Annotated in this window: 19 protein-coding genes and 1 other RNA gene; 3 read left to right on the plus strand and 17 right to left on the minus strand. The window is 62.0% G+C overall.

Annotated features, from left to right (window positions below):
* Positions 1 to 195: 195 nt before the first annotated feature.
* Positions 196 to 1,503: an MFS transporter gene (locus J5N58_RS01865; protein WP_112828028.1), complete on the plus strand. Its 1,308-nt coding sequence runs from the start codon at positions 196 to 198 to the stop codon at positions 1,501 to 1,503.
* 137 nt (positions 1,504 to 1,640) lie between these two features.
* The gene (locus tag J5N58_RS01870) at positions 1,641 to 2,735 is read left to right on the plus strand and encodes a metallophosphoesterase (RefSeq protein WP_112828027.1); all 1,095 of its coding nucleotides are present in this window, start codon (positions 1,641 to 1,643) and stop codon (positions 2,733 to 2,735) included.
* Between the two features lie 15 nt (positions 2,736 to 2,750).
* Here J5N58_RS01870 and murB read toward each other — a convergent pair whose 3' ends face one another.
* The 14 genes from murB to J5N58_RS01940 all read right to left on the minus strand — a co-directional run bounded on the left by murB (position 2,751) and on the right by J5N58_RS01940 (position 18,588).
* On the minus strand, positions 2,751 to 3,725 hold the full coding sequence (gene murB / locus J5N58_RS01875; protein WP_244709383.1) for a UDP-N-acetylmuramate dehydrogenase: 975 nt from the start codon (positions 3,723 to 3,725) through the stop codon (positions 2,751 to 2,753).
* The gene (murC, locus tag J5N58_RS01880) at positions 3,722 to 5,137 is read right to left on the minus strand and encodes a UDP-N-acetylmuramate--L-alanine ligase (protein ID WP_112828025.1); all 1,416 of its coding nucleotides are present in this window, start codon (positions 5,135 to 5,137) and stop codon (positions 3,722 to 3,724) included. Before murC ends, murB begins: the two co-directional genes overlap by 4 nt.
* Positions 5,137 to 6,255: an undecaprenyldiphospho-muramoylpentapeptide beta-N-acetylglucosaminyltransferase gene (murG, locus tag J5N58_RS01885; RefSeq protein ID WP_113439086.1), complete on the minus strand. Its 1,119-nt coding sequence runs from the start codon at positions 6,253 to 6,255 to the stop codon at positions 5,137 to 5,139. Before murG ends, murC begins: the two co-directional genes overlap by 1 nt.
* Before the next feature lie 4 nt (positions 6,256 to 6,259).
* A complete protein-coding gene (gene ftsW / locus J5N58_RS01890; protein ID WP_112828023.1) occupies positions 6,260 to 7,414 on the minus strand; it encodes a putative lipid II flippase FtsW in 1,155 nt (384 codons plus the stop codon).
* 1 nt (position 7,415) lies between these two features.
* Complete coding sequence (gene murD / locus J5N58_RS01895) at positions 7,416 to 8,825, minus strand: UDP-N-acetylmuramoyl-L-alanine--D-glutamate ligase (RefSeq protein ID WP_244709385.1); 1,410 nt, start codon at positions 8,823 to 8,825, stop codon at positions 7,416 to 7,418.
* 7 nt (positions 8,826 to 8,832) lie between these two features.
* Positions 8,833 to 9,933, minus strand: coding sequence for a phospho-N-acetylmuramoyl-pentapeptide-transferase (mraY, locus tag J5N58_RS01900; RefSeq protein WP_112828021.1), 1,101 nt, complete (start codon positions 9,931 to 9,933; stop codon positions 8,833 to 8,835).
* A 24-nt stretch (positions 9,934 to 9,957) separates the two neighbouring features.
* The gene (locus tag J5N58_RS01905; protein ID WP_244709387.1) at positions 9,958 to 11,391 is read right to left on the minus strand and encodes a UDP-N-acetylmuramoylalanyl-D-glutamyl-2,6-diaminopimelate--D-alanyl-D-alanine ligase; all 1,434 of its coding nucleotides are present in this window, start codon (positions 11,389 to 11,391) and stop codon (positions 9,958 to 9,960) included.
* The gene (locus J5N58_RS01910) at positions 11,388 to 12,848 is read right to left on the minus strand and encodes a UDP-N-acetylmuramoyl-L-alanyl-D-glutamate--2,6-diaminopimelate ligase (RefSeq protein ID WP_244709390.1); all 1,461 of its coding nucleotides are present in this window, start codon (positions 12,846 to 12,848) and stop codon (positions 11,388 to 11,390) included. Before J5N58_RS01910 ends, J5N58_RS01905 begins: the two co-directional genes overlap by 4 nt.
* A 60-nt stretch (positions 12,849 to 12,908) precedes the next feature.
* Positions 12,909 to 14,657 carry a peptidoglycan D,D-transpeptidase FtsI family protein gene (locus tag J5N58_RS01915; protein WP_244709392.1) on the minus strand — a complete coding sequence of 583 codons (1,749 nt, stop codon included), beginning with the start codon at positions 14,655 to 14,657 and terminating at the stop codon, positions 12,909 to 12,911.
* Entirely contained in the window at positions 14,657 to 15,031 is a 375-nt protein-coding gene (gene ftsL, locus J5N58_RS01920; RefSeq protein WP_112828017.1) for a cell division protein FtsL, read from the minus strand. The genes J5N58_RS01915 and ftsL overlap by 1 nt, the downstream gene beginning before the upstream one ends.
* 3 nt (positions 15,032 to 15,034) lie before the next feature.
* Positions 15,035 to 16,060, minus strand: coding sequence for a 16S rRNA (cytosine(1402)-N(4))-methyltransferase RsmH (gene rsmH, locus J5N58_RS01925; RefSeq protein WP_112828016.1), 1,026 nt, complete (start codon positions 16,058 to 16,060; stop codon positions 15,035 to 15,037).
* Positions 16,061 to 16,074: 14 nt separating this feature from the next.
* Positions 16,075 to 16,515 carry a division/cell wall cluster transcriptional repressor MraZ gene (mraZ, locus tag J5N58_RS01930; RefSeq protein WP_112828015.1) on the minus strand — a complete coding sequence of 147 codons (441 nt, stop codon included), beginning with the start codon at positions 16,513 to 16,515 and terminating at the stop codon, positions 16,075 to 16,077.
* Positions 16,516 to 16,923: 408 nt separating this feature from the next.
* Positions 16,924 to 17,318: RNase P RNA component class A (gene rnpB / locus J5N58_RS01935), an RNA gene on the minus strand.
* Between the two features lie 82 nt (positions 17,319 to 17,400).
* Positions 17,401 to 18,588: an NAD(P)/FAD-dependent oxidoreductase gene (locus J5N58_RS01940; protein ID WP_244709394.1), complete on the minus strand. Its 1,188-nt coding sequence runs from the start codon at positions 18,586 to 18,588 to the stop codon at positions 17,401 to 17,403.
* 164 nt (positions 18,589 to 18,752) lie between these two features.
* On the opposite strand from J5N58_RS01940, the gene J5N58_RS01945 reads away from it, so the two are divergent.
* Positions 18,753 to 18,941, plus strand: coding sequence for a hypothetical protein (locus tag J5N58_RS01945; protein WP_162757427.1), 189 nt, complete (start codon positions 18,753 to 18,755; stop codon positions 18,939 to 18,941).
* Between the two features lie 137 nt (positions 18,942 to 19,078).
* Here the strand turns inward: J5N58_RS01945 and J5N58_RS01950 are convergent, their stop codons facing one another.
* The 3 genes from J5N58_RS01950 to J5N58_RS01960 all read right to left on the minus strand — a co-directional run bounded on the left by J5N58_RS01950 (position 19,079) and on the right by J5N58_RS01960 (position 21,375).
* Positions 19,079 to 19,552, minus strand: coding sequence for a lytic transglycosylase domain-containing protein (locus J5N58_RS01950; RefSeq protein WP_425314447.1), 474 nt, complete (start codon positions 19,550 to 19,552; stop codon positions 19,079 to 19,081).
* Between the two features lie 327 nt (positions 19,553 to 19,879).
* Positions 19,880 to 20,641 (minus strand): N-acetylmuramoyl-L-alanine amidase, encoded by a 762-nt coding sequence (locus tag J5N58_RS01955; RefSeq protein ID WP_244709397.1) that lies wholly within the window; start codon positions 20,639 to 20,641, stop codon positions 19,880 to 19,882.
* Positions 20,638 to 21,375 carry a J domain-containing protein gene (locus J5N58_RS01960; RefSeq protein ID WP_113443525.1) on the minus strand — a complete coding sequence of 246 codons (738 nt, stop codon included), beginning with the start codon at positions 21,373 to 21,375 and terminating at the stop codon, positions 20,638 to 20,640. The genes J5N58_RS01955 and J5N58_RS01960 overlap by 4 nt, the downstream gene beginning before the upstream one ends.
* Positions 21,376 to 21,695: the final 320 nt, after the last annotated feature.

Consider the following 21,695-nt stretch of genomic DNA (forward strand, 5'->3'; position numbering starts at 1 on the left):
CAAGTGCATCCGCCGAATCGGTAACCTGCCGTTTCAAAACGATAATCAGGGTTAGGCGGCAACTTTGTGGCCATGTGGCGGCCGCTATCATTCCATTTCTTTCAAACTTGACGCTTTACAAGCAGGAAAATTGTATTAATGAGCACGCGACCTTTCCTAAGGTGTCGTTAAGAAAATCCCGAACTGGAAACTGAAATGACAGACGCGATATCCCAGGTATCGCCGACTGCGACCACGTCTTCCGGCAACGCCGCACTGAATTCCCCCGCGCGCGTGCTGATGGCCAGTCTGGTCGGCACGACGATCGAGTTCTTCGATTTTTATGTCTACGCAACCGCGGCCGTCCTGGTCTTCCCGACGCTGTTCTTCCCGAACAACGATCCGACCACCGCGCTGCTCGCCTCCTTCGCCACCTTCTCCATCGCTTTCTTCGCCCGTCCGCTCGGCGCCGTGGTCTTCGGCCATTTCGGCGACCGCATCGGCCGCAAGACGACGCTGGTGGCGGCCCTTCTGACGATGGGCATCTCCACCGTCGTCATCGGCCTTTTGCCGAGCTACGAGCAGATCGGCGTGATCGCACCGCTGCTGCTGGCGCTCTGCCGGTTCGGCCAGGGTTTCGGCCTCGGCGGCGAATGGGGCGGCGCAGTGCTGCTTGCCACCGAGAACGCGCCGGAAGGCAAGCGCAACTGGTACGCCATGTTCCCACAACTCGGCGCCCCGGTCGGCCTGTTCCTTTCCTCCGGCATGTTCTGGCTGCTGCTGCAGGTCATCTCCAAGGACGCCCTGCTCGCCTGGGGCTGGCGCGTTCCCTTCCTCGCCTCCACTCTGCTGATCGTGCTCGGCCTGTGGGTGCGCTTCTCGATCAGCGAGACGCCGGCATTCCAGAAGGCGATCGACACGCAGGAGCGTGTGGCTGTTCCGGCCGCGGAGGTGTTCACCAGGTACAAGCGCAGCCTGTTCCTCGGCACCTTCGTGGCGCTCGTCACCTTCGTGCTGTTCTATATCGGCACGGCCTGGCTGCTGTCTTACAACGTCAAGGTTCTGCAGATCCCCTTCCTCGACGCGCTGGAGATCCAGATCCTCGGCGCCGTGGTCTTCGGCATCTTCATCCCACTGACCGGCAAGGTGGGAGACCGCATCGGCCGCCGCCTGTCGCTGATCGTCATCACGGTGCTGATCGCGCTCTTTTCCTTTGCCCTTCCCGCATTGCTGCAGGGCGGCGAAACGGGTGTCGCCATCTTCGCCGTGGGCTCGATGGCGCTGATGGGCATGACCTATGCGCTGATCGGCGCGGCACTGGCCGCCCCCTTCCCGACCAACGTCCGCTATACCGGCGCATCGCTGACCTTCAACTTCGCCGGCATCGTGGGTGCTTCGCTCGCCCCCTACATCGCCACGTGGTTACAGGCCAATTACGGCATGACCGCCGTAGGCCTCTACCTCGGCCTTTCGGCGGTGATTACCCTGGCATGCATCCTGCTTTCGGGCCGGGAAGAGGTCTGAGCGCCTGAATCAGAAGAATAAAAAGGGCCGCGAAGCACCTGCTTTCGCGGCCTTTCTCTTGTTCACCATTCAAGTAACAATGACTTTTCTCTCCATGACCGGCTGCTACTATCGACAACCGGGAACGAGAGGCCGCCATGATTTCACGACGGATATTGCTGAAGGGACTGCTGGCTTCGGGGTCGGTCCATACCTTTCGGCAGGCGGCGCGCGCTGCCACCATCGCCACCGACATAACCTTCCTCGTCACCAATGACGTGCATGCCTGCCGCATCGGTGAGGGGCTCAGTCCCGGCTGTGCGGAAGAAGGCAAGACGGATGAAAACCTGCTGCGTCACATCCGGGCCTTGAACGCCGTGCACCGTCTTCGCTGGCCGACCGAGATTAACGGCAAGCCAACGACACTGGCCGGCGCCGGAACCCGGATCGCAACGCCCCGCGGCCTCATCGTTTGCGGAGACATCACCGACGATGGCGGCGGTCAGACCGCCCTTCCCCGCGAAGGAGCGCAGCTCCGGCAGTTTTCCGAGCGTTACCGACAGGGTTCCGGTCCCGATCGCGTGCACTATCCGGTCTATGTCGGCCTCGGCAATCACGATCTCGATCAGGACGGCAAACCGCCGGAGATCAACTGGTACCGGGACGAACTGCGCGACTATGTTCGCCTGAACCACAAGCCGAGTGTCTTCTTCAAGCCGCCTCTTCCTGCCGAGAACTACGACGAGGCGTCCGACAGCTATTCCTGGAACTGGGAACGGTTGCATCTCGTCCAGCTTCAGCGTTACGCGGGCGACACCGGCAAGGGGGCGGCAAGCGGGCTGTCATGGCTGGCGCAGGATCTCAAAAGCTTCGCCGCCGACGGCAGGCCTGTCGTGCTGTTCCAGCATTACGGCTGGGACCCCTTCTCTCTCGAGCGGTGGGACCCCGTCGGGAAGACCTTCGACGACGACGGAAGCGGTCCGCCGCACTGGTGGTCGGATGCCGAAAGACTGGCCTTTGCCGATACCATCCGCGGCTACAACATCGTCGCCATCTTCCATGGCCATGAGCACGACACGCCGATGATCTATCGGAGCGCGGGCCTCGACATCGTGAAACCGACAGCCGCCTACAAGGGCGGTTTCGGCATCGTCAGGATCACGGACCGTTTCATGGATGTCGCGCTGGCTGAAACCGCGGACGAAAAAGGCGGCGTCACTTTCGTCGCCGCCTCCAGCAAGGTTCTGGGCTGACCCGCCTGAGGCCGGTTACTCGGTCGTCACGCCCATGAAAGGCTTGATCTCGCGGCCCGGCATGAACATTCCGAGACGCTTGATCTCCCACTCCAGCTTGACGCCGGAATGCTCGAAGACGCGCTGGCGCACGGTCTCACCGAGATATTCGAGATCGTAGCCGGTGGCATGGCCGATATTAATCATGAAATTGCAGTGCAGAGACGACATCTGCGCGCCGCCGATCATCAGGCCGCGGCAACCGGCCTCGTCGATCAATTCCCAGGCGGAATGTCCTTCCGGGTTCTTGAAGGTCGAACCGCCGGTCTTTTCCTTGACCGGCTGCACCGTTTCACGGTGATGGCGCACCGCGTCCATCTCGGCACGGATCTTGGCCTTCTCGTCAGGATAGCCCTCGAACAAGGCGCTCGTGAAGATCAGCTCGTCCGGCGCGGAGGAATGACGATAGGTGTAACCCATGTCGGCCTTGGACAGGACATGAATATTGCCCTTGCGGTCTACCGCCTCCACCTCGACCAGCCGACCGGCCGTATCGCCACCGTTAGCGCCGGCATTCATCCTGACGGCACCGCCGATCGAACCCGGAATACCGTAGAAGAAAGCAAACCCGCCGATGTTATGATCCATCGCCATGGCCGCGATATGTTTGTCTGGGCAGATGGCGCCGGCCCGAATACGGTTCTCGCCGGCAAGTTCCACCTGACCGAAACCCTTGGCCGACAGACGGATGACGACGCCCGGAATGCCCCCATCGCGGACCAGAAGGTTGGAGCCCACACCGACGACGGTCAGCGGCACCGATTCGGGCAGCAGCTTGAGGAAGGCAACGAGATCATCGGTATCGTGCGGCTGGAACATGAGTTCGGCCAGACCGCCCGCCTGGAACCAAGTGACGCGGTCCATCGGCACGTCGGGCGTCAGGCGTCCCCGCAAGGCATCAACGCCCGGACCAAGCGACGCCAGAAGTTTTTCTCCATCCACCTGTTTCATGCCGACTTTCCCGAATAGGCTTCCAATTCCTTGGGCAGCGCGGCCGCCCAGTATGTGATGCTTCCAGCCCCCAACAGGACCACGAAATCGCCGGGTTGCGCAATACCCGCAACGAGCGGCGCCAACTGATCCGGTGAAGAAAGATAGCGTGCGTCGCGATGTCCGCCCGACTTGATGCGCGAAACCAGCGCCTCGGCATCGAATCCCTCGATCGGATCCTCGCCCGCCGCATAGACCGGCGCCAGGAACAGCGTGTCGGCATCGTTGAAGCAGTTGGCGAAATCCTCGAACAGGCTGGCAAGGCGCGAATAGCGATGCGGCTGGTGCACGGCGATGATCCGGCCCTTGCAGGCTTCACGCGCGGCTCTGAGCACTGCCTTGATCTCGACCGGGTGATGGCCATAGTCGTCGAAGATCTGCGCGCCGTTCCAGGTGCCCGTCAAAGTGAAGCGTCGCTTGACGCCGCCGAAGCTCGACAATCCCTTGCGGATCGCCTCTTCCGGAATATCGAGCCGGTTGGCGACGGCGATCGCGGCGCAGGCATTGGAGATGTTGTGGCGACCCGGCATCGGCAGCGTCAGGTCCTTGAAGCTGAAGACGCGGCCCGTGCGGCGGCGACGGATCTCGACGTCGAAGGTTGAATGGGTGCCTTCGAGGCGGACATTCGAGAAGCGGACATCGGCCTGCGGGTTCTCGCCGTAAGTGATGACCTTGCGGTCCTCGATCTTGCCGACCAGCGCCTGCACTTCCGGATGGTCGAGGCACATGACGCCGAAACCGTAGAACGGCACGTTCTCGACGAACTGGCGGAAGGCGGCGCGCACCGCGTCGAAATTGCCGTAGTGATCGAGATGCTCGGGATCGATATTGGTGACGATCGCAACCTCCGCGGGCAGCTTCAGGAAGGTGCCGTCGGACTCGTCCGCCTCGACCACCATCCACTCGCCCTCGCCCATGCGGGCATTGGTGCCGTAGGCATTGATGATGCCGCCATTGATGACGGTCGGGTCCAGCCCGCCAGCTTCGAGCAGCGTCGCGACCATGGAGGTCGTCGTCGTCTTGCCATGCGTGCCGCCGATGGCGATCGCATTGCGGAAGCGCATCAATTCGGCCAGCATTTCCGCGCGGCGTACGATCGGCAGCAGCTTTTCGCGCGCGGCCACCAGCTCCGGATTGTTCTTCTTGATCGCGGTCGACACGACGACCACCTCGGCATCGCCGAGATTGGCGGCGTCATGGCCGACGAACACTTCAATGCCCTTGGCGCGCAGACGCTGTACGTTTGCGCTGTCGGCCTGGTCCGACCCCTGCACCTTGTGCCCGAGATTGTGCAGCACTTCCGCAATCCCGCTCATCCCGATGCCGCCGATCCCGATAAAATGGACCAGCCCGATGGACTTCGGCATTTTCATTAATTGGCTCCCTTCAAGTCGGCCACGCCTTTGCCTGCGGCAATAGCCTCAACCAGATCGGCGAGCAAGCGCGCAGCATCCGGCTTGCCTGCAGTTTTCGCAGCTTCCGCCATTTTGCCAAGCTTTTCCGGTTCCTGCATGGCATCGCTCAACAGATGCGCGAGGCGTTCGGGACTAAGCTCCGACTGGGCGATCACCTTGGCGCCACCCGTCGCCGCAAGTGCCGCCGCGTTCGCCGCCTGGTCATGATCCAGCGCATAGGGATAGGGCACGAGGATCGACGGCCGGCCGATCACCGCAAGCTCGGAAACGGTCGAAGCGCCGGAACGGCAGATCACCAGATGCGCGGCCGCGAGCCTTGCTGCCATGTCGGTGAAGAAGGGCTGGATCTCCGAAGCGATGCCAAGCTTTGTCGAGCAGGCCGTCACCCGGTCCAGATCCTCGGGCCTCGCCTGCTGGGTCACGCTGAGGCGCTTGCGCAGGCCCTCGTCGAGCAGGCTGATGGCATTCGGCACGGCGGCCGAGAAATATTGCGCCCCCTGGCTTCCGCCGAAGACCACCAGCCGGAACGGCTGACCTTCGAGGGAGGGCTGGTAGGGCACCGACGATGCGGCAATAACAGCCGGGCGCACGGGATTGCCGGTGACTACGGTCTTGGAGGCGAATGTCCCGCCTTCCTGAAGGAACCCGCCGGCAATCGCCTTCACGCGGGACGCAAGCGCCTTGTTGGCGCGCCCCATCACCGCGTTCTGTTCGTGAACGACCGTCGGCACTCCCAGTCCCGCGGCCGCCATAAGCGGCGGCACGGTTGGATAACCGCCGAAACCGACGACGGCCTTCGGTTTCAGCCGGCGGATAAGCGCCTTGGCCTGCCGGAAGCCCTTCCAGAGCGACAGCAGCGCTTTGGCAAATGCGATCGGGTTCTTCGACCCGATCGTCGCCGAGGCGACCGTGTGGATCGCTTCCGCCGGAAACTTGCCGGCATAGCGCTCGGCCCGGCTGTCCGTCACCAGATGAACCGAGTAACCGCGCTCGATGAGGGTGTGCGCCAGCGCCTCGGCCGGAAACAGATGACCGCCGGTTCCCCCGGCGGCTAGAAGGATGATGCCCTTAGTCATCGTCTTACTCCGCCGGGACGCCATGAGCGGCCCGGAACAGGCTGCGTTCCTGCGCCCGCTTCTCCGGCCGCCGTCGCGTCAGCGCCAAAATGAACCCGGCGGTCACGCAAATCGCGATCATCGAGGAACCGCCATAGGAGATCAGCGGCAGGGTCATGCCCTTCGCCGGCAGCAGTTCGAGATTGACGCCAATGTTAATCATCGACTGCACGCCGATCTGCAGAACGAGACCAGCGACCGCAAAACGGTTGAAATCGTTTCGTTCCTTGAAGGCGTGGCTGAGGCCGCGGATCACCAGAAACGCAAAGATCGCCACCAGCACCATGCAGAACACGATGCCGAATTCTTCCGCCGCGACCGAGAAGATAAAGTCCGTGTGGCTGTCGGGAATGATCCGCTTGACGATGCCTTCTCCCGGCCCCTGCCCGAACCAGTCGCCTCGAATGATGGCCTCACGGGCGGTATCCACCTGGAAGGTGTCGCCTTCGCCGGTAAGGAAGCGGTCGATACGGCCGGTCACGTGCGGCAGCGTAAGGTAAGCGCCGAAAATACCTGCTGCCCCGAGGCCCCCGAGAAGGGAAATCCAGAACCATGGCACGCCCGCCATGAAGAACATGCCGCCCCACACGACGGAGGTCAGGATGGTCTGGCCGAAGTCCGGCTGGGCGATGAGCAGAGCCGCAACGATGCCGAAAAGGATGATGGCAAAGAGATTGCCCGGGATTTCCGGCTGGCGCGTATGCTCCGAAAACAGCCAGGCGCAGATGACGACGAAGGCCGGTTTCATGAATTCCGAAGGCTGGATGGAAATGCCGGCGATGGTGATCCAGCGCCGGGCGCCCTTGACCTCGATCCCGAAGAACAGTGCCAGCACCATCATGGCCAGCGAGACGGCGAGCAGCACCATGGCGGTGCGCCGAACCTGACGCGGGCTGAGGAAGGAAAGTCCGATCATCACGCCGAGGGCCGGCAGCATGAAGGCCGCGTGCCGCTTGACGAAAAAGAAGCTGTCGAGCCCCAGACGCTCCGCAACCGCGGGCGAGGCCGCGAAAGAGAGCATGAAGCCGATCCCCATCAGCAGGATGAAGGTAATCATGAACAATCGGTCGATCGTCCAGAACCAGTCTGCGACGGGGCCCCTCTCCGCGCGGCTTACCATATCATTTGCCTCCTGTTGGCACGTCGACCAGCATCGTCACGCCGGAAAGGGCGGCGACATGGCCGACAAAGGCATCGCCGCGCACTTCGAAATTCTTGTACTGATCGAAGCTTGCGCAAGCCGGGGATAACATCACCGCCACCGGACCGCCTTCGGCGGCTGCGTCGGCCGCGGCATGGGCGACAGCCATATCGAGCGTGCCCGAAATTTCATAAGGAACCGTTTCACCGAGTGTCACGGCAAAGGCGGAAGCCGCTTCACCGATCAGATAGGCCTTGGCGATACGCGGAAAGAGCGGTGCAAGACTGGCGATGCCGCCTTCCTTGGGCAATCCGCCCGCGATCCAGTAAATGCGGTCGTAGCTCGACAGCGCGGGCGCAGCCGCTTCAGCATTGGTCGCCTTCGAATCATTGACGAAGACCACCTCGCCACGACGGCCGATGGGTTGCATACGATGTTTCAGGCCGGCGAAGGATTGGAGCCCAGCCCGAACCTCATCCGGAGACAAGCCGACGGCAAGGCAGGCTGCGATCGCTGCCGCCGCATTTTGCGCATTGTGAGCGCCCCTCAGCGTCTGGATGCCGTTGAGGTCGGCCAGAACCGACGTGGCGCCGCCATGGGCCTCGATGATCCGATGACCGTCATTGTAGAGGCCATCCGCAAGCGGCTGACGCTTCGAAATGCGCACCACCTTCTTTCCGGCGCGTTCGACACGGTCGGCGATCAGTTCGCAATAGCTGTCGTCCATTCCGACGACCGCCGTATCGCTGCCTGCGACCAGTCGTTCCTTGACATCGGCATAATGCTGGATCGTGCCATGCCGGTCGAGGTGATCGGGCGTGACGTTGAGCAGGATGCCGGCGGAGGGATTAAGCGTCGGTGCGAGGTCGATCTGGTAGGACGAGCATTCGACCACAAAGAAACGGCCGTCCTGCGGCGGATCGAGCGTCAGCACGGCCCGGCCGATATTGCCCCCGAGCTGAGCGTCGCGACCGCTGGCGGACAGGATATGGGCGATCAGCGCGGTCGTCGTCGATTTTCCGTTCGTGCCGGTGATCGCGATGAACGGGCAATGGGGCGCGTGCGTCCTGCGCTCCCGCACGAAGATCTCGACATCGCCGATAATCTCGACACCCTCGGCCCTGGCAAGCGCCACCGACCAGTGCGGTTTCGGATGGGTGAGCGGCACACCAGGAGAGAGCACGAAGCTCGCGACCGTCTTCCAGTCGATGCCGTGCAGATCCTGCGTGACGATGCCTTCGACAGCAGCTTTCGCCACACTGTCGGGGTTGTCGTCCCAGGCAACGACCTCGGCTCCGCCGGCAACCAGCGATTTGGCCGTCGCCAGGCCGGAACCGCCGAGCCCGAAGAGTGCGACCTTCTTGCCCTTGAAGGTGGTGGCCGGGATCATCTCGGCCTCACCGCAGTTTCAGGGTGGAAAGGCCGAGCATGGCAAGGCCGACCGCGATGATCCAGAAGCGGACCACCACCTGACTTTCCGTCCAGCCGAGCTTTTCGAAGTGGTGATGGATCGGCGCCATGAGGAAGACGCGCTTGCCCGTCATCTTGAAGTATCCGACCTGAATGATGACGGAGAGCGTTTCGGCGACGAACAGGCCACCGATGATCGCCATGACGATCTCGTGCTTTGTAGCGACAGCGACGGAGCCGATCAGGCCGCCGAGCGCGAGCGAACCGGTATCGCCCATGAAGATGGCGGCTGGCGGCGCGTTGAACCACAGGAAGCCAAGCCCCGCGCCGATCACCGCACCCAGCACCACGGCGAGCTCGCCGGTGCCGACCACGAAATTGATCTGCAGGTAATTGGCGAAGACCGCATTACCGGCGACATAGGCGATCACCCCGAACGAGGCTGCCGCAATCATCACCGGCACGATGGCAAGTCCGTCCAGACCGTCGGTCAGGTTGACGGCATTTCCCGCCGCCACGATCACGAAGCCGCCGAACAGCACGAAGAAGATGCCGAGATCGATCAGGAAGTCCTTGAAGAAGGGGAACGCGATCGATGAGCCGAAGGTCGAACCCTGCGGACCCGATACCAGCGCGGTGCGCATCATGAAATAAACCGCGATACCGGCGATGACGAATTCGATACCGAGGCGCGCCTTGCCGGAGAAGCCCTTCTCCGTCTGCTTCGTGACCTTCAGGTAATCGTCGTAAAAGCCGATTGCCCCGAAACCCAGCGTCACCAGCAGCGTGCAGACCACGTAGACGTTGGAAAGATCCGCCCAGAGAAGCGACGAAACGACGATGCCCGCGAGGATCATCAACCCGCCCATGGTGGGCGTTCCGGCCTTCTTGAAATGGGTCTGCGGACCATCGGCGCGAATCGGCTGCCCCTTGCCCTGGCGGACACGCAGCGAGGAAATCATGGCCGGCCCGAAGAGAAAGACGACGAGAGCCGAGGTAAAGAGAGCAGCGCCCGTGCGGAACGTGATGTACCGGAACAGGTTGAAGAATTGAAAGTGGTTCGCCAGTTCCACAAGCCAGATCAGCATTGGAGCCCTTTCCGAAAGCCCTTATTAATTTTGGCGCCCCGTGTCGGGCACGGCCGGATACTTGTCAAGAAGAGCAGCAACGATCTTGCCGAAACCGAGGCCGAGTGACGACTTTACCATCAGCACGTCACCGGGCTGCACCGAGGCCGTGACGAAGGCCGCAAGCTCCGCCGTTGTCTCGAGATAGACGACATCGACGCTCTCCGGCAGCGCATCGCGAAGCGCCGTCATTTCGGGTCCGGCGAGCCACACATGTTCGATACCGGCGGCCAGCAGCGGGCTCGCCAGTTCGGCATGCACCTTCTGCGAAAACTCGCCCATCTCCAGCATATCGCCGAGAACAGCGATCCTGCGCCCCTCGCCCTCGGGCTGCGCGGCGGCGAGCACGGCGATCGCCGCACGCATGGAGGCGGGATTGGCGTTGTAGCTCTCGTCGATCAGCGTGAAGCTTCCGCCATTGATGGCGAGCCGGTGCCGGGCACCGCGCCCCTTGACGGCGGAGAGCCCTTCCAACGCCTCGATCGCCGCCTCCATGTCGGCGCCGACCAGGGAGACGGCCGCAAGCACCGCGACGGCATTTTCCGCAATATGACGGCCGGGTGCGCCAAGCGCCACCTCGCGCGTCTCGCCGCCGAAACAGACCCAGACGGTGGAGCTTTCGGCCGCACCGTCGAACTCCGCCAGCCGGAACTCGGCCTTGGCATGCTGCCCGAAGGAATGCACATTCTCTATGCCGGCCGCCTGCGCGGCGTGGTCGAGAAAATCGTACTGGCTGTTGTCCCGGTTGAGGATTACGTCGCCGCCCGGTTCAAGCCCCTCGAAGATCTCGGCTTTCGCGGCCGCAATTTCCTCGAGGCTTGCGAAATTGCCGAGATGGGCCGGCGCGATCGTCGTGATGATCGCGACGTCCGGCCTCACCATGCGCGAAAGCGGCCCGATCTCCCCGGCATGGTTCATGCCGATTTCGAAGATCCCGAACCGCGTGTCGGCGGGCATGCGCGCAAGCGTAAGCGGCACGCCCCAGTGGTTGTTGAACGAAGCGACGGCTGCATGCACCTTGCCCGAGGGAGCAAGCGCGAGCCGCAGCATTTCCTTGGTGGTCGTCTTGCCCACCGAGCCGGTCACCCCGATTACCGTGGCCGAACTGCGCTCGCGCGCCGCGATGGCGAGTTTCTGCAAGGCCCCCAGCACGTCCTCGACGACGATCATCGGCACGACGAGGCGGCCGAGCGCCGGAAGCTTCGCCTCGCTGACAACCAGCAGGGAAGCGCCGTTTGCAACCGCAAGACTGGCAAAATCGTGCCCGTCGACACGATCACCCTTGATCGCGAAGAAGGCTTCCCCCGGAGAGATCGTTCGGCTGTCGATCGAAATGCCCGTAATACCGTCCGGCAAGGTGCCGAACGGACGGCCATCCATGGCGTCGATCAGGTCTCGCGTCGTCCAAAGAAACGTCAATGTTCGAATTCCTCCAATGCCTTGCGCAGTTCGGTATGGTCAGAGAACGGCAGCGTTACATCGCCCACCGTCTGCCCCTCCTCGTGCCCCTTGCCGGCCACGACAAGCGTGTCCCCCGCCGACAGCATGGCAACGCCGGCGCGAATGGCCTGCGCCCGGTCGCCGATCTCGATTGCCTTGGGCGCGGCCGCCATGATCTCGGACCGGATAACGGCCGGAACCTCCGAGCGCGGATTGTCGTCCGTGACGATAACGATATCCGACAGGCGGCAGGCGATCTCGCCCATGATCGGACGCTTGCCCTTGTCGCGGTCGCCGCCGCAGCCGAAGACGACGATCACGCGCCCCGTCGTGAACGGCCGAACCGAATTGAGCACGTTTTCCAGCGCATCCGGCTTGTGAGCATAATCGACATAGGCGAGCGCGCCTGCCTTTGTATGGCCGACGAGTTCCAGCCGGCCGGAGGCGCCGACAAGCTTTTCCAGCGCTTTCATGGCGACCGGAGCGGCGACCCCGGTAGACATTGCGAGGCCCGCAGCCACCAGCGCATTGGCAATCTGGAAATCACCGGCAAGCGGAATATGCACTTCATGGATCTCGTCGCCGATATGGATCTCGGCGACCTGCTTATGGCGAAAGTGCTCGACCCGCTTCAGCGAAAGGAAAGCGCCGTTGCGGCCGACGGTACGCACGTCGTGACCCGCTTCGGTCGCAACCCGGATGGCCTCCGCCGACCACGGATCGTCGGCAAAGATCACCGCCGGCGAACCTTTCGGAAGCAGCGTATCGAACAGCCGCATCTTGGCGGCCATGTAATGCTCGAGCGTCGGATGGTAGTCCATATGGTCGCGACCGAGATTGGTGAAGGCGGCAGCGGCAAGGTTGACGCCGTCGAGGCGGCTCTGGTCGAGACCGTGGCTTGAGGCTTCCATGGCGGCATGCGTGACGCCTTCGTCGGACAGTTCAGCCAGAAGCTTGTGAAGGCCGACCGGATCGGGCGTCGTCAGCGAACCATATTCATTGCGTGTGGGGGATACGACACCCGTCGTGCCGATCTGTGCTGCCGGATGGCCGGCCTCCGCCCAAATCTGCCGCGTGAAGGATGCGACGGAAGTCTTTCCGGCCGTGCCCGTGACGGCAACCATGGTTTCCGGTTGCCGTCCGAAGAAGCGCGCTGCGGCAAGCGCCAGGAACCGGCGCGGATTATCGACCACGACAACCGGTACGGAAGCGTCCACGGCATGCCCAGCCACCACAGCGGCGGCGCCGCGGGCTGCCGCATCGGCCACATAGGCCGCACCGTCTGCCTTCGTGCCGGAAAGGGCAACGAACAGCATGCCGGGCTCGACCTTGCGGCTGTCGGCCGTGATACCGGAGATTGAGATTCCACCGACAATATCGCTCGCCTTGCCGACCTGATCCTGAAATTCGCCGCTCGCCAGATCCCGCAAAAACATTGATTCCCGTCCATTTCCCCGAGGCGATTCCGCCGAATCGCCCCGTACATTGAAGCCTGCTTAATAAGAAACGAGCAAGGCGGAGCCGTCTTCCCCGAATTTCGGTTCTACACCGAGAATTGCGGCGCTTCTGCGGATAATCTCGGCGACCATGGGCGCCGCCGAGGTACCAGCGAGCGCTGCACCGTTACCCTTGTCGGTCTTCGGCTCGTCGATAACGGTCAGGACGACGTAACGGGGATTGTCGATCGGGAAAGCGGACAGGAAGGCGTTGAAATTCTTGTCGCCGACGTAACGGCCGTTGACGACCTTGTCCGCCGTGCCGGTCTTGCCGCCGACGTTGAATCCCTCGACGCGGGCATTTCGGCCGGAACCCTTGACGCCGTTCCATTCGAACAGGAAGCGCATGTCCTTGCTGGTCGAGGGCTGGATGACCTGCTCGGCCACCTGATCCGCCTCCTCCTGTGTGCGCGGCAGGAAGGTCGGCGGTATGAGCTTGCCGCCATTCACCAGCGCAACGCCGGCGACAGCCGTCTGCAGGGGCGTCGTCGAGACACCGTGACCAAACGAGATCGTGATCGAGTTGATCTTCTTCCATTCCCGCGGCTGGCTGGGCATCGCAACTTCAGGCAGTTCCGTCCTCAGTCGCGCCGTCAGGCCGAGCTTGGCCAGAAACGCCTTGTGTGCTTCCGTTCCCACCATGTCGGCGATCTTCGCGGTGCCGATGTTGGAGGAGTACTGGAAGATTTCCGGCACCGTCAGCACACGGTTCTTGCCGTGGAAATCCTTGATGGTGAAGCCGCCGATGCGGATGGGGTAGCGCGCATCCACCGTATCGTTGAGCGACACCTTGCCCTCGTCAAGCCCCATGGCGAGCGTGAAGGACTTGAAGGTCGAGCCCATTTCGAACGTGCCGTTCGACATGCGGTTGAGCCAGCCTTCCTGGGCGCTCGCCGCCGGATTGTTGGGATCGAAATCCGGCATGGAAACCATGGCGAGCACTTCGCCGGTATGAACGTCGAGAACCACGCCGCCGGCGCCCAGCGCCTCGAATTTCTGCATCGCAGCGGCAACCACATCGTGCACGATGTTCTGCACCCTGAGGTCGATCGACAGCTTTACCGGCTCGAGCGGCGTGTCGCTGGTCATTCCGAGTGCGCGGAGGTCCGCCATGCCCTGGTTGTCGATGTATTTTTCCATACCCGACATGCCGCGGTTGTCGATATTGACGTAGCCGACGATGTGGGACGCAGTCGAGCCGCCGGGATAGAAGCGACGCTTTTCCGGGCGGAAGCCGATGCCGGGAATGCCGAGCGCAAGAATCTGGCTCTGCTGCTTCGGTGTGAGCTGGCGGCGCAGCCACTGGAAATGCGACTGCGGATTGGAGAGCTTCTTGTAGGTGCCTTTGATGTCGAGATCGGTCAGCACGGTCGCAAGCTTCTCGACCGCCTCGTCCGGATCGACGATCTTGTTGGGCTCGGCAAACAGCGAAACGGTACGGATATCGGTCGCAAGAACCTCGCCGTTACGGTCGAGGATATCGGGACGCGACGCCATCAGCCGGTCGGCCGGCAGGATGCTGGAAACGGTTTCCGGTTGCGCATAGCCATACTGCACCAGTCGTCCGCCGATGATGGCATAGGCGACGGCGAAACCGGCGATCATCAGTCCGACACGCTTGCGCGCCATTTCCGTCTTGCGCTTGCCCGCTCCCTTGAAGGTTCCGTTCATCGAGGCGCCGGCGCGATGAACGTCGGCCGAGAAGTGGGCCTGGCTCTTCAACAGCATGATCCGAGAAAGAAAAGTCATCAGCGCTGCACCGATCCGGTTGTAATGAGATCCGAGACGGGATCCGAACTCTTTTCGCCTTCCGCCACTTCAGGCTTCGGCACGTCGGCCTTCATCATGGGCAGTTCCACGGGCCTTGCGAGTTGCTCCGGCGAGGTCGGCTGAAGCTGCAGTTCCTGACCGTAGACCCTGATGAGCCGGTCGAGCCTGTTCGGCTGCGTCAACAGGGCCCAATCGGCCTTCAGCAATTCGATTGTGTCTTTCTCGAGCTTGATTTCGGCCTCGATCCGCCTGACTTCCTCGAGCTTGTTGTCGGTGTGATGCTTGATCTGATAGGTCACCGCCGCCGCGGCGGCCATCGCACCGATCATGATGAGATCGAAAGTCCTGAGCATGGCTTATCCTCCGATCCTGTCGAGGCTGGCAAGGTCGGGCAAATCGAAGATCGAGAAATCCGGCTTCTCCGCCGGGGCCGTTGTGCGAATGCCGGCCCGAAGCTTGGCGGACCGCGCCCGTGGATTGATCTCCGCCTCGGCATCGCTGGCAGAAACCATGCCCTTGCCCAGCGGCTCGAAAATCGCCGGCTTCGCCGTCAACATCGGCATATGACGGGAACCGGAGGCTTTGCCCGAACGCTCGGAGAAGAATTTCTTGACAATACGGTCTTCGAGCGAATGAAAAGTGACGACGACCAGTCGTCCGCCCGGCTTCAAAACCTTCTCGGCGGCAAACAACGCCTGAGCGAGTTCGCCCAGTTCGTCGTTGACGAAGATGCGCAACGCCTGAAAGACGCGCGTCGCCGGGTGGATCTTGTCCTTGGCCTTGCGCGGCGTAACGATCTCAATCAACCCGGCCAGATCGCGCGTGGTTCGAAACGGTTCTTCAGTCCGGCGCTTTTCGATGGCGCGTGCGATACGGCCTGCCTGCTTCTCCTCGCCGAGAAAGCCGAAGATGCGGATGAGATCGCCGACCTTGGCGCGATTGACGACATCGGCGGCAGACACACCCGCACCCGACATGCGCATGTCGAGCGGCCCATTCTTCTGGAAGGAAAAGCCGCGATCGGCCTCATCGATCTGCATGGAGGAGACACCGATGTCCAGAACGACACCGTCGAGCCCGCGCGCCGGCGCAAAATCGGCCAGCCGGGAAAACGGCGTATGATGCAGCACGAGATGGCCGGCATGCGCATCGACAAGCGCCTGACCGCCGGCAATCGCCGTGGGGTCGCGATCGAGCGCGATCACGTCGGCGCCGGCACCGAGGATCGCCGAGGTATAGCCGCCGGCACCGAAGGTACCGTCGAGAATGACCTTGCCGGAGCAAGGCTCCAACGCCTCAAGCACTTCACGGAGAAGAACCGGAATGTGGCGAACCGGTCCGCCTTCGGCATCAGTTGAACCTCCGCCTGAATTCGCCACCATTCCGTTTCCCCGTTCTATGGAGCCCGCAGCCCTCGCAGTCTGCGCTCCTCTCTTGCCGCCGCCTGCGCCTCGTGGAACGCCTGCGGCTGCCAAAGCTGAAAGTGATCCGAGCGCCCGACGAAACAGACTTCCGTCGTGATGCCCGTAAAGTCCCGGATGAAATCCGTGACCATCAGACGCCCTTCGGCATCGAGCTTCATGAAGACGCCGCCGCCATGAACCAGCAACGACATCTCGTTCCCGTCCCGGGAAAACGGATCTTCGTTCGAGATCTGCCGCTCGTACCGCTCCAGGACATCCGCCCCGCCGACGCTGATCGCCGGAAACACAAAATCCTGGAAGCAATAGAGCTCCTGGATATCGCGCTGCGCAAGCACGGAACGAAACACCGCCGGAACGGAAACCCGCCCCTTCGCATCGATCCTGTTTGTCGCATTGGACAGGAAGCGGCTCATGACGACAGACCGCTGCTCCCCTGAAACGAGGACCGACAGACGACCCTCCAGAACTCGAAAACCCGATCACCGCAGACACTTCAAAGCCACGAGCCGAAAACCTCTCCGCTTTCGCGGCCAGTTCGCCTTCAACCTTGAAAATCCGGACCTTCATCGATCCTTCACCGGTATGTGAATGGGATATCATGGGACTACATGGGCGTCAATGGGACGAGGCATTTCCAAACCCTTCAGGGATTCAAATATTGATAAGCGGTTAAGCTTAACGAAGAGTTAGGAAAAGCCGCCGACATGGCGCTTTTTGATGCTCAAGCTTGACCGAGGCTTGAGGCGGAAGCGCCGAAAATACGACATTTTTTCAGGAGGTTAGATTCCCCGCCAATAAAGGCGGGTCGCGACGGCGGGAAAATTGCCAGTTGGCCTGTAAGCCGGGTTCTGTATGGCTCCGGTTGCCCGGAACGTGGCAGCCATTCATCTGGGACAGCGTTTGCACGCTGCCTCGCGCAACCCACCCGGATGACTGGCCCGGAAACAGGCTGTAGGCGCTTGCGCGCCCCGCGTCATCCCTATTCGGTCTTGCTCCCGGTGGGGTTTACCGTGCCGTCCCTGTTGCCAGCGACGCGGTGGGCTCTTACCCCACCCTTTCACCCTTACCCTGCATGCAGGGCGGTTTGCTTTCTGTGGCACTTTCCCTGAGGTCGCCCCCGCCGGACGTTATCCGGCACCGTGTCTCCGTGGAGCCCGGACTTTCCTCACCCTACCGCCTTTCGGCATTGGTAAAGCGCGGCTGCCCGGCCAACTGGCACCGCGTCCTTAGACGAGCGAGCCCGCGAACGCCACCAAAAATGCAGGAACAATCAACAGAAAGAGCCGGATGATGAACAGTCAGAGAAAAACCGGCGCGAAAACCGGATCATAGGCCTCATCCACGATCCGCCCGTGAAGCATCAATTCCGCCCCCAGCCGCCCGATCTCGTCGGAACTCTTGGCAGCGGCGCCACAGCCGCCCGTGAGAACTGCGATCCTGTCGCTGGCGAAACCGATCGCCGGGTAGTTGCCGGGCGTGAAGGAGGTGACGCAGGCGCCCATCGTCACCGGCGCTTTGACAAGTCCAGGCACGAGACCGTCGAGAATACGTTTGAGATGCCGGCGCGTGCTTTCCCGGCCGCCGCCACGGAACCAGGCGCGGATATCGGGTTCGGTCGCGAGACGCAGATCGTCGGGATCGCCGCCGATCTTCAAATAGGTCCTGCCGTCGGGATAGCGAACCGGCGGCAGCAGATAGATATGATCCACCGGTTCCTCGGGCTGATGGATCAGCGAGGGCATGCCCGCATAGGCATCGAGATCGGCATCCGCGATCTCGAAGAAAGCGACGGTCCGCCCATAAACCTTCAGATCAAGCGGACGCGGCAAGAGATTCTTCGCAATGGAAAATCCTCCGGCGGCCACCAGCGCCTTTTCACCCTTGACCTCGCGCCCCCCGGCAGTCGTGACCACGACCCCGCCATCCTCTTCACGCACGGCGACAGCCACATCCGCGATCAGCTCGGCCCCGGCCTTCCGGGCAAGCTTCGATTGCGCCTCGACCAGCCGGCGAGGATTGACATAACCGGCGTTCCGCGCCTCGTAAACGCCCTCGCAGCCCATACCGAAACGGAAATAACCGAAGTGTTCGGCGAGCGCCCGATCGCTCAGGATTTCTGTGGGAACGGCGAGTTTCTCAGCCGCCGCACAGATATTGCCGACATAGGGATCGGCTCCCCCACGCTTCGGCCCGACGATCAGGCAGCCCGTCTCGTGATAGAATTCGACACCGCTTTCCCGGGCGATCTCGCCGTAACGGGCAATGGAACGGTTTGCGAGCCTCGCCCAGACCGGATCGGGATCGATGGTGCGGGTGATGCGCGCCTCGTCATAATGGCTGGCGAACACGCCGTCGTGGCTTGCAGCATCGGCCGGTTCATCCGGACCGATCAGGAGGACACCGTCCGTCTGCGAGGCGAGATGCCGGGCGGCGGCAGCACCCATCATGCCGCGGCCGATAATGATGTGCCTGTAGATTTCAGCCATGCGCGCCTCGTCCTGAAATTACCTAATTATCGATCGTTTTCAAAATCCTGCCGGTACAGGCGGAATCATTTTCACAACAATACAGGCCGAAGCTCTTCGGCGAAATCGCTTTGGCGCAAGGCGCCTCCAGGAGCGGAGGTAAATTCGACATAGGGATAGGTGACGTGCGCGAGAGAGACAACGCGGCCCCCGCTTGTTGCCGGGAAAACGTCACGTCCCGGCATCCGCCGCACGGCGATGCGTTCGAGCTTGCGGGCCGCACCGTGCTGGCTGGCGAAATCAACCTGATGGGCCGGCCGGTCGGCGGGCTCTTCTTTGTCGATCAGCGCAACCCACCCTGCCCTTCAGCGTGAGGCGGCGAGCTGCCGCCCCATCATGCCTCGTCCGATCGCGACAAACTCGAAATCCGTTGCCATGCACTTGTCCCCGGTTCCGGGGTTATCGATGGCATGGCAACCTTTCGCTTGCACGCCGTTGTGGCGTGCGGCGATCAGGAGCCGATCAGCGCCTGAACCTTGCCGCAATAGCGCTTGGAAACCGGGTTCATGCGCTTCGCGCCATGACCTGCATTGTATTTGAGGATCGTCGAGCAGGTCCGGCCGTCACCCAATTCATGGGCCATGGAAAGATACTTCATGCCATAGCGAATGTTGGTCTCGGGGTCATAAAGACCCTTGCTCGAACCGGAATAGCCCATCATACGGGCCGTCGCCGGCTTGATCTGCATGAGGCCGATCTCGCCTGCGCCGCCACGCGCCTTTGGATTGAAGTTGCTCTCGATGCGTACCACGGCATGGGCGAGCGCGACCGGTACGCCGTAGGTTTTTGCATATTTGGAAATCAGGCTGGTGTAGGGGCTGTTGGAAAAGGACGGCGCTGGATATCCCGCATCGCGCGTTGCCGTTTTGAAGGGAAGTTTGAATGTCTTTTCCTGTTGTTCCTTGTCACGGGCGGATGCCGACATGGAGGAGGACAAAAGAATAGCCAGGCATGCCGCAGCAGCAACAACACGTCTCATCATGTGGAAGGTCAGTCTCCGAACCAGAGTAGCAAGGCGGATCGTCCTTTCCCTGGACGCAAATCGACCCTGTCCGCCTGTCCTGCCGGATCAGGCGCCGCACTTGCCCTCATCGTTGATATTTGCGATCGCGATCCGCGGATGCGGTACTCAGCGTCGCCGTTCAGCCCGCTCTTTAGAACGGGGAAATTGGGAATTCATGTGGCGACGCAACAAATTGGCGTTTCCCGCGCTCGAAGTCGCCCTCAAAAGGGCGTTCGCGCCGGGCCGGATTCAGGTGTAACGCGGCAGCGTGGAAAGCAGCCTGTGCAGCGTCTCAATGGTCGACATGTCGGCCACGCCGTCCACCAGAGCTGGCCGGAAATGCCGCTGGAAAGCGGCGATCACGCCTTCGGTCTTGTCCGAATATTCTCCAGTAATATCAACATCATAACCGTAAAGGGACAGCATCGACTGCAAGGCTTCTATCGGCTGGCCGCTATCGCCCTTCTGAAAGAAACGGCCACCCGAGATCGGCACCGGTTCGACAAAATGCCCGACACCGGCCGCATGCAGCCTCCCCCAGGGAAAATTCTCGCCCGGATCGACCTTGCGAACCGGAGCGACATCGGAGTGTCCGAGCACCCGTTCCGGCCGGATATCGAGCCTCCGGCCGCAATCGCGACACAATTCGATGACCGCTTCGATCTGCTTGTCCGGAAACGGCGGAAGACCCTCGGGATGGCCTGCATTGGCGATCTCGATGCCGATCGAGCGCGAATTGATGTCCGTCTCACCGGCCCAGAAGCTCTTGCCCGCATGCCACGCACGGCGCTGCTCCGGCACGAGTTGCACCACGCGCCCGTCCTCATGCACGAAATAATGGGACGACACCTGGCTTTCCGGACTGCAAAGCCATGCAAGCGCCCCCTCCTCGGAAGGCATGCCGGTATAATGCAGGATAATCATATCGGGGCGAACACCGTCGACACGCTCGCCATGATTGGGCGACGGCAGCACGCAGGCGGCCCGATAATCGGCGGTGAAAAGGCTCATGCGGCGCGACGTGCCTTCTCGATCGCGGAATAGGCGGCATTGAGCTTCGCCATGCGGTGATGGGCGACTGCGTGAAACTCGGCCGGAACACCCCGCGCGTAGAGGCGATCCGGATGATGCTCGGCTGCGAGCGCCCGGTAGCGCTTGCGGATGGTCGCGAAGTCGTCGGACGGATGGACGCCGAGAACGCCATAGGGATCGCCGTCGAGATGCACGTGACGCTCGGTAATCGTCGCGAAGCGCTCTTCCGACACGCCGAAGATCTCGGCGATGCGCGACAGGAAGGCAAGTTCCTTCTCGTGCAACATGCCATCGGCCTTGGCGATGTGGAAAAGCGCGTCAACGATATCTTCTAGAACCGGGCATTGCTGGTCGCAGGTCCGGCAAAGGTTCGCCAGCTTCTGCGCATAGGCCTCGTAGCCGGCCACGTCCTGGCGCGCGAGGTTATAGAGCCGCGCGACGTTGCGCGCCTCTTCCGGCGGAAAATCGAAGATCTTGCGGAACGCGGCAACCTCGGCCTCGGACACGATACCGTCGGCCTTGGCCATCTTGGCCGAAAGCGCGATGATCGCCACGGAGAAGGAAACCTTGCGTCGCGTTTCCGGATCGCCTTCGAAGGCGGTTCGAACCGCCTCGATCACCCCGGACAGCACACTGCCCGCCGCGTCGCCGATAGCGCCCAGCAAACGATCCCATAACGAAGCTATCTGTTCGCAGGCGAAATCGAATAACATGCTGCAGCATGACCAAATCCCGCGGGAAAAAGCAAGACGGCCACCCCTTCGCGCGCATTAAACTTTATTCACGTTCCGTTCGGAATAACTGAAGCAAGGCCTCATCCCGCACCCGCGTATCGCGCCAAAAGCACCTTTCAGACACCGGCCAACGCCGCGTCTTCTCCTTTTCCACAACACGCCGAACGCGCAGGTCCCGATTGAAACGATTATATTCGCACCTGCGGTAGCATTCCCCGCTTATCGCTGCGAAATGCCCGGATTTCTTGAATTTTTCGCTTTACAGCTTGTTCCGACTATCGCATCCATTCGCCCGGAAA

It is taken from the genome of Paenirhizobium cremeum (genome assembly GCF_022884085.1).
In the GTDB taxonomy this organism is placed as follows: Bacteria; Pseudomonadota; Alphaproteobacteria; order Rhizobiales; family Rhizobiaceae; genus Allorhizobium; species Allorhizobium cremeum.

Bases quoted from the DNA above. Each gene is read 5' to 3' on its own strand.
- J5N58_RS01865 (WP_112828028.1), top strand. From the start codon at position 196: ATGACAGACGCGATATCCCAGGTATCGCCGACTGCGACCACGTCTTCC.
- J5N58_RS01870 (WP_112828027.1), top strand. From the start codon at position 1,641: ATGATTTCACGACGGATATTGCTGAAGGGACTGCTGGCTTCGGGGTCG.
- murB (WP_244709383.1), bottom strand. From the start codon at position 3,725: ATGAAACAGGTGGATGGAGAAAAACTTCTGGCGTCGCTTGGTCCGGGC.
- murC (WP_112828025.1), bottom strand. From the start codon at position 5,137: ATGAAAATGCCGAAGTCCATCGGGCTGGTCCATTTTATCGGGATCGGC.
- murG (WP_113439086.1), bottom strand. From the start codon at position 6,255: ATGACTAAGGGCATCATCCTTCTAGCCGCCGGGGGAACCGGCGGTCAT.
- ftsW (WP_112828023.1), bottom strand. From the start codon at position 7,414: ATGGTAAGCCGCGCGGAGAGGGGCCCCGTCGCAGACTGGTTCTGGACG.
- murD (WP_244709385.1), bottom strand. From the start codon at position 8,825: ATGATCCCGGCCACCACCTTCAAGGGCAAGAAGGTCGCACTCTTCGGG.
- mraY (WP_112828021.1), bottom strand. From the start codon at position 9,933: ATGCTGATCTGGCTTGTGGAACTGGCGAACCACTTTCAATTCTTCAAC.
- J5N58_RS01910 (WP_244709390.1), bottom strand. From the start codon at position 12,848: ATGTTTTTGCGGGATCTGGCGAGCGGCGAATTTCAGGATCAGGTCGGC.
- J5N58_RS01915 (WP_244709392.1), bottom strand. From the start codon at position 14,657: ATGACTTTTCTTTCTCGGATCATGCTGTTGAAGAGCCAGGCCCACTTC.
- ftsL (WP_112828017.1), bottom strand. From the start codon at position 15,031: ATGCTCAGGACTTTCGATCTCATCATGATCGGTGCGATGGCCGCCGCG.
- rsmH (WP_112828016.1), bottom strand. From the start codon at position 16,060: ATGGTGGCGAATTCAGGCGGAGGTTCAACTGATGCCGAAGGCGGACCG.
- mraZ (WP_112828015.1), bottom strand. From the start codon at position 16,515: ATGAGCCGCTTCCTGTCCAATGCGACAAACAGGATCGATGCGAAGGGG.
- J5N58_RS01940 (WP_244709394.1), bottom strand. From the start codon at position 18,588: ATGGCTGAAATCTACAGGCACATCATTATCGGCCGCGGCATGATGGGT.
- J5N58_RS01950 (WP_425314447.1), bottom strand. From the start codon at position 19,552: ATGTCGGCATCCGCCCGTGACAAGGAACAACAGGAAAAGACATTCAAA.
- J5N58_RS01955 (WP_244709397.1), bottom strand. From the start codon at position 20,641: ATGAGCCTTTTCACCGCCGATTATCGGGCCGCCTGCGTGCTGCCGTCG.
- J5N58_RS01960 (WP_113443525.1), bottom strand. From the start codon at position 21,375: ATGTTATTCGATTTCGCCTGCGAACAGATAGCTTCGTTATGGGATCGT.